Annotated in this window: 5 protein-coding genes and 1 pseudogene; all 6 read left to right on the top strand. The window is 65.7% G+C overall.

All coding sequences use genetic code 11. The annotated features are described in order from the left end of the window. The first annotated feature begins 39 nt into the window (after positions 1-39). The 6 genes and pseudogenes from LzC2_RS11135 (at position 40) to ettA (ending at position 6,709) form a co-directional block, all read left to right on the top strand. A complete protein-coding gene (locus tag LzC2_RS11135; RefSeq protein ID WP_171186872.1) occupies positions 40-432 on the top strand; it encodes a hypothetical protein in 393 nt (130 codons plus the stop codon). A gap of 50 nt (positions 433-482) precedes the next feature. Next, positions 483-1,010, top strand: a complete 528-nt coding sequence (locus tag LzC2_RS11130) for a DUF2213 domain-containing protein (RefSeq protein WP_171186870.1) — start codon at positions 483-485, stop codon at positions 1,008-1,010. 331 nt (positions 1,011-1,341) lie between these two features. Continuing rightward, positions 1,342-2,346 (top strand): annotated as a pseudogene (locus LzC2_RS22260) (recombinase family protein); the annotation flags it as partial. 701 nt (positions 2,347-3,047) lie between these two features. Then, the gene (locus LzC2_RS11120; RefSeq protein ID WP_246254934.1) at positions 3,048-3,587 is read left to right on the top strand and encodes an NADPH-dependent FMN reductase; all 540 of its coding nucleotides are present in this window, start codon (positions 3,048-3,050) and stop codon (positions 3,585-3,587) included. A 205-nt stretch (positions 3,588-3,792) separates the two neighbouring features. Next, positions 3,793-4,833, top strand: coding sequence for a caspase family protein (locus tag LzC2_RS11115; protein WP_171186866.1), 1,041 nt, complete (start codon positions 3,793-3,795; stop codon positions 4,831-4,833). Between the two features lie 202 nt (positions 4,834-5,035). Beyond that, entirely contained in the window at positions 5,036-6,709 is a 1,674-nt protein-coding gene (gene ettA, locus LzC2_RS11110) for an energy-dependent translational throttle protein EttA (protein WP_171186864.1), read from the top strand. Positions 6,710-6,740: the final 31 nt, after the last annotated feature.

Here is a 6,740-nt window from a genome sequence, read left to right as displayed (position 1 = left end):
CTCACCTTCCCCTCTCTATCACTCTCCGAAAGTTTTTCGATGCCCGTCAAACAAAACGTCTACTGCACCAACGCCGAGCACGCGGTCGAACCGCTGGAATCCCCGGTCTATGATTTCCGCCCGACGGCGAACACGAGCGGGAATATCCGGGAGGCGTGCGAAAAGAACGGCGACGATATGTCGTATTTCCCGCCTACCAAAACGATCCACGACGCGATCGAACTCGATCACGAGCGACAAGCCGAAGCCGATCGAATCAGCGCCGCGGCGCCGTTCGCCGCGAACGCGGAACACGAGGCCGAGCCGTTGGAATCCCCGGTCTATGATTTCCGCCCGCCTCCGGCGAGCACGAGCACGAGCGCGAGTAACGCCGCGGTGCACGACGTCGCTCCGCTTGAGTCGCCCGTGATGTTTTTCCCGCCCCCGAAATAGACCGCCGCGTCGACCTTCACTCACAACCTCCCACACGAAACCCCGACCCGATGCCCCAAATCCGAACCGCCACGCTGGAAGGGCGCCCGCACCTCGTAGCGCCGGTGACGATGTTGACCACGGGCGTGCACGAGGGCAGCGCGGGGGCGGTGCTTTATACGCCGGCGGAATTGGCGGCGTCCGCGCCGCACTGGAATTCCCGCCCTGTCGTGGTCTATCACCCGGACCAATGGGGGAGTCCGTCGGCCGGGCATCCCCGGATTTTCGACGGGCGGAAAGTCGGGTTCGTGTTTAATACGAGGTTCGACGCATCCCGCAACCGCCTCGTCGCCGAATTGTGGATCGATCCCACGGCGTTGGAGCGGGTCGATTCTCGCGTGCTGACTGCCCTAAACCATGGCATGCAGGTCGAAGTGAGCACGGGATTGTGGTTTGACTCCGACGATATTCCGGGCAGCTTTAACGGCGCTCATTTCGACGGCACCGTAAGCAACTATAAACCCGATCACCTCGCTATCTTGCCCGACATCACGGGGGCATGCAGCATCGCGGCGGGGTGCGGATTGCTGGCTGCGTGAGACGCCCGGGACCGGGCCGGGCTTGGGCCGGCCCCGGGTAAGCCCCGCCGGTGGGACGGCGGGCGGCGGCGGCGGTTGCGCATTGAGCGTCGCGACCGTCGCCGTTTTTATGTTTGTGGGGGCGCTATGTTTGGATGACGTTTCCCAAACAGGGCGAAAACCCAAACGCCGACGAGGCCGACGCGGCCAAGTGCTTGCGGGCAGCGTCCCGGGCGGCGATGATCGCGACGCGGCGCCCGTGGGATTGATCCCCCGCGGGTAGGGGAGACCGGAAGCCGATCCCGGCTCCCCGTGCCGTTTTTGATCCCCGCGGTCGGCACGGAGATCGGCAATGTCTGACAAATCTAAACCGCTGCGAATCGGCGCCCTTATACGGGTGAGCACGGATCGCCAGGAACGAAAAGGCGAATCGCTCACGTTGCAGAAAAGCGATATTGAGCGGAACGCCCCCGCGATCGGCGGTGAAGTCGCGGAGTGGTATGGCGGCAGTGAGCACGCCACGCCCGGATGGGAAAAGGCCGAAGTCGACCGGATGTTGCAGGACGCCGCCGCGGGCAAGATCGACGCTGTCATGGTCGCCTATGCGGACCGTTGGAGCCGAGACAACGGCGCCGGGGAAAGAGGTATTCGCACCTTCCAAAAGTACGGCGTGCGGTTTTTCGTCGGCACGCGGGAGCACGACCTCTCCGAACCGGCGGACGTCTTCCAACTGCAAATGTCGACGGTGATGGGGCAGCTACAGGCAGCGACCACGCGGAAAAAATCGATCGAAGCCCGCATCCATCGCGCTCGCCGCGGTTTGCCGACATGCGGGAAGCTCCCGTTTGGCCGCACCTTCGACCGCAGCGCCGGCGGACCGGAAGGGTGGGCCGTCGATCCTGACGCGAAGGCGATGATGGAAGATGTCGCCCGCCGGTATCTCGCCGGGGAGTCGCTTCGCGATTTGGCGACGGAATACGGATTCTCGCGGCCGATCCTGCACAAGAACCTCATGCACCGGAGCGGCGGGGTGTGGGAACAAACTTTTGCCGATCGTGACGCAGGCACCACGCTGACCGTGCCGACGCCCGTTCCGCCGCTCTTGGACGACGCGACCATCGAAGCGGTCACGCGGCGCTGCGCTGCGAACCGGACCACGAGCGTCGCCCGGCGGCCCGATCGGTATTTGCTGACCGGGATGGTCTTTTGCGGAAAGTGCGGCTACGCGTTGTCCGGGCAACTGTCCGGCGGGAACGCCCGACACCACTACTACCGCCACGGCACGCGGAGGGGTGCGAAGGAATGCGACGTGAGGCCGCGGCCGTTCGTCCGGTGCGACGATTTGGAAGACGCGGTGATGCGGACCCTGTTCGACCTCTTCGGCAACCCGGCCCGGGTGGTGCGGGCGATCGAAGAGGCGAGACCGGACCCGGCGGGAGCCGAGCGGCTGCACGCCCAAGCCGAGCGGCTACGCGGTCGCCTGAACGAGGCAAAGGCGGGGCGTGGGCAACTGCTTCGCATGATCGGCAAGGGGAAGCTCACCGACGAACAGGCGGGCGACCAACTGGACGAGATTGCGGCGACGGAACTGCGAATCCAATCGAAGCTCGCCGCCCTCGAACGTCAGCTTCGCGACATTCCCGCCCCGGGGGACATCCTCGCCACCGCAACGGCCGCGTGCGGCGCCGTGAACGCCCACATCGCCGCGTCGAAGCAACGCCGGGCGGAGCGCATCGAACGGGCGAAGCGGCGGATGGAAGACCAATGTGCGGACACCGATTTCGCGGCTCTGACGCATGCGGATCGCCGCACCTTGGCGGAGATGGTTTTCGTCGGCACGACCCCGGACGGGAAGCCGGCAGGCGTGTACGTCGAACCGGTGCCCGACCAACCGAATCATCGCTCGAAAACGTGGTCGTTCCGGCTTTCGGGGCTGCTGCTCAATGCGAAAGGACGCACGGGCACTACAGTCTGGGACGAAAACGGACCGGACGCCGGCCCCGCCGGCGGGCCGATGCAATCCGATCTGCTCCAAGCCGCTGCTCGTGAGTGTGTGTCATGTACCTCGTCGTCTCCGCCAGTCTCAGCCCGGCCAGTCGCAGCCGGGAACTCGCGGCGGCTTGCGCCCGTCGGTTGGAAGCGTTGGGGGAGCGAGCCGAAGTGCTGGACCTCCGCGAGACTCCGCTGCCGGTGTGCGACGGGGCGGGGGCGTATGGTCACCCGAACGTCGTGCGGGCCGCCGAATTGGGCGCCGAGGCGACGGCGGTGCTCCTCGCCGCTCCCGTCTACAACTTCGACGTGAACGCCGCGGCGAAGAACCTCGTCGAACTCGCCGGGCGATCCTGGGAGGGCAAAACGATCGGTTTGCTCATGAGCGCCGGCGGGCAGGGCAGCTACATGAGCGGCATGGGACTGGCGAACAGCCTGATGTTGGACTTCCGCTGCCACATCGTGCCGCGGTTCGTCTACGCCACCGGCGACGCCTTCTCGCCGATCTCCGAGGAGGAATGGCAGATCACCGACGAGGAGGTCCGTCGCCGCGTGGAAGAATTGGTCGACGAGACCGTCCGCGTCAGTCGCGCGCTGCAGGTTGAATAAAATGCCGAGCGGCCCGGCTCCCCGCGGGGGAACACGGCTCGCACCGGCCGCTTTGCGGCTTGGCGACGGGTTCTCCCGTCGAGCGGGAGGACTTCCCGCGATCAGTTCTTGACACCGTTCTTCGGGACGGGTGGGGTGAAAGAAACTCCGCCCGGGTCGGGCCGTTCCTCGATGCGCCTCGGGCCGTCGCTCACAGGGACCTCCGATGTCGACTCGCTGCGTCACGCTGTTCGTTGCGGCATCGCTGTGCGGCTTCGCCGTCGGGGGGGCGGAATGTCGGGGGCAGCAGCGGCCGGACTGGCGGACCGCCATGTCGTTCCCCCGCGTCGACATGAGCCGGCTGGGAACCACGCGGACGAACGAAGTCGTCGTCGCGATGCGGCAGGCGGTTTGTCCCTGCGGGTGCGGGATGAAGCTCGCCGAGTGCCTGATCGACGACCCGAACTGCACGCATAGCCCTCCGGCTGCCGCGAACATCGTGCAAGCCTCGTGGGACGTTCCGCGAGTACATGTGCTGACGGTGGCGGATCGACTCGACAAGTCGATCGGTCCCGACTGCGAAGCGGACGCCGCCAACCTCGAAGGCCTGATCCAGGACAGCGTGGACAATCGATTGCTGGAGACGGAGGAGTTCTCCGAAGCCTCCGCTGAATGGAAGAAGCGATTGACCGCCCAGAACGTGCTGGCCCGCATCGGCTCGCTCAAGGTCGCCCCGCACGACACCGTGCTGTTCTATTACTCGGGGCACGGCGGCTACACCGCCAAGGACGGTCACCTGTTCCACATGCCCCACGGCGGCGTGGAGCTGCGACGTTCCACGGTTCTCGCCGCATTGAAGAAGCACAACGCGAAGCTGACGGTGTTGATCTCGGACACCTGCTTCACCAAATGGCCCGGGAAGGAGCCGGGAGTCGCGGCCCGGGCCTGGAACGAGCGCACCCGCCCCCTGATGCGATCGCTGTTCTTCCAGTCGTCCGGCGTGGTGGACGTGACGTCGAGCCAGCAGGACGAAGTCTCCATGTGCTACCCGGTGCGGGCCGGTTCGCTGTTCACCGGGGCGTTCCAGCGGGTGGTCGAAGCGAATCTCGACCGCAATCTCGCCTGGCCGGCCGTGTTTCAGGCCGTCAGCGACGACACGCAGATGCAGTTCCGATTCTTCAACCCCAACGGGGTGGCGAACGGCAGGTCCGTGCAGAGGACGCAGACGCCCCTCGCGTTTGAGCTAGCCGCGCTGGACCAGCCCTGAAGGGCCCCCGCCGGTCGCTGAGGGGGCGTGCGTGAATGCGCGTCTGTGAATGCGAAGATCGCGGACTCGAACGCCTTCCGGGTTCCCCGGATTGCGGTTGTGGACGTCGTACCTACGATGCCCCGCCGGATCGCGTCCCCGCCATCGTTGCTTCCCCCCTTCCTTTCGCCCCCGCCGCCCGGCGGAGCGGCCCCGAGTCAGCATGAGCCAGCAGTATATTTATCAGATCGAAGGCCTCACCAAGGTCTACGACGACAAAGAGGTGTTGAAGGACGTGCACCTCGCCTTCTATCCGGGGGCGAAGATCGGCGTGCTGGGCGCGAACGGCGCCGGTAAGAGCACGCTGCTGCGGATCATGGCCGGCGAAGACCGCGACTTCGACGGCGAAGCCGGGCTGATGATGAAGGACGTGACGGTCGGCTACTTCAAGCAGGAGCCGGACCTCGACGGCTCCCTCACCGTCGCGGAGACCGTCGAACTGGCCGTCGCCGATAAGCGCGCCGTGCTGGAGCAGTTCAACGACCTCAACATGAGGCTCGGCGAGGACCTCTCCCCGAAGGAGATGGAGAAGGCCCTCAAGGAGCTGGACAAGATCCAGGTGCGGATCGACGCGGAAAACCTCTGGGAGATCGACCGCACCCTCGACATGGCGAAGGACGCCTTGCGCGTGCCGCCGGACGACGCCCTGGTCGAACCGCTCTCCGGCGGCGAGAAGCGGCGGGTGTACCTCGCCCAGTTGCTGCTCTCCTCGCCGGATCTGCTGCTGCTGGACGAACCGACGAACCACCTCGACGCCGCCTCCGTCAGCTGGCTGGAAAAGTATCTCGCGGCCTTCAAGGGCACCGTCGTCGCGATCACGCACGATCGGTACTTCCTGGACAACGTCGCCGGCTGGATTCTCGAGATCGAACGCGGCCGCTGCCTGCCGTTTGAGGGGAACTACACCGCCTGGCTCGAAGCGAAGCAGGCTCGCCTCGCGCTGGAGGAGAAGCAGGAGTCCAAGCGCCAAAAGACGATGAAGCAGGAGTTGGAGTGGGTCCGCAGCACGCCCAAGGCCCGCGCCACGAAGAACAAGGCCCGGCTGGAGCGCTTCCAGCAGATGCAGGACACGAAGGTCGATATCGCGGACGAGACGGCCGAAATTCAGATCGCTCCCGGTCCCCCGCTGGGCGATCTGGTGGTCGAAGCCGAGGGCGTGCGGAAGGCGTACGGCGACAAACTGCTGTACGACGACCTGACCTTCCGCCTGCCGCGCGGCGGGATCGTCGGCGTGATCGGGGCGAACGGCACCGGCAAGACGACCCTGTTCCGCATGATCACCGGCCAGGAAGAGCCGGACGGCGGCACGCTGCGCGTCGGTCAGAAAGTGAAGCTCGCCTACGTCGATCAGAGCCGCGGCGACCTCGACCCGACCAAAAGCGTCTACGAGGAAATCAGCGGCGGACATGACATTCTGGAACTGGGCGGCGGGCAGAAAATGCACGCCCGCTCCTACGCCAGTAAGTTCAACTTCAAAGGTCCGGACCAACAGCAGCTCGTCGGCACGCTCTCCGGCGGACAGCGGAACCGCGTGCACCTCGCCAAGCTGCTGCGGAGCGGCGGCAACCTGCTGCTGCTCGACGAACCGTCGAACGACCTCGACGTCGACACCCTCCGTTCGCTGGAGGAAGCGCTGCTGACCTTCCGCGGGTGCGTGATGGTCAGTTCGCACGACCGCTGGTTCCTCGATCGCATCGCCACGCACATCCTCGCTTTCGAAGGCGACAGCAAGACGACCTGGTTCGAGGGGAACTACGACCTCTACGAGCGGATGAAGAAGGACCGCGACGGGGACGTCGGCCCGACCCGCACGAAGTTCCAGAAGATCGCCGTCTGACGAGTCTCGCGCGAACGTTCGCCCGGAACTC

The sequence above is a fragment of the Alienimonas chondri genome (genome assembly GCF_013036045.1).
Classification (GTDB): Bacteria; Planctomycetota; Planctomycetia; order Planctomycetales; family Planctomycetaceae; genus Alienimonas; species Alienimonas chondri.
Note: the sequence above shows the minus strand (reverse complement) of the source record. Positions and strands in the feature narration are given on the sequence as shown.

What these genes read in the sequence shown, in the direction of transcription:
- LzC2_RS11115 (WP_171186866.1), top strand. Translation starts at nt 3,793, where the DNA reads ATGTCGACTCGCTGCGTCACGCTGTTCGTTGCGGCATCGCTGTGCGGC.
- LzC2_RS11120 (WP_246254934.1), top strand. Translation starts at nt 3,048, where the DNA reads ATGTACCTCGTCGTCTCCGCCAGTCTCAGCCCGGCCAGTCGCAGCCGG.
- LzC2_RS11135 (WP_171186872.1), top strand. Translation starts at nt 40, where the DNA reads ATGCCCGTCAAACAAAACGTCTACTGCACCAACGCCGAGCACGCGGTC.
- ettA (WP_171186864.1), top strand. Translation starts at nt 5,036, where the DNA reads ATGAGCCAGCAGTATATTTATCAGATCGAAGGCCTCACCAAGGTCTAC.
- LzC2_RS11130 (WP_171186870.1), top strand. Translation starts at nt 483, where the DNA reads ATGCCCCAAATCCGAACCGCCACGCTGGAAGGGCGCCCGCACCTCGTA.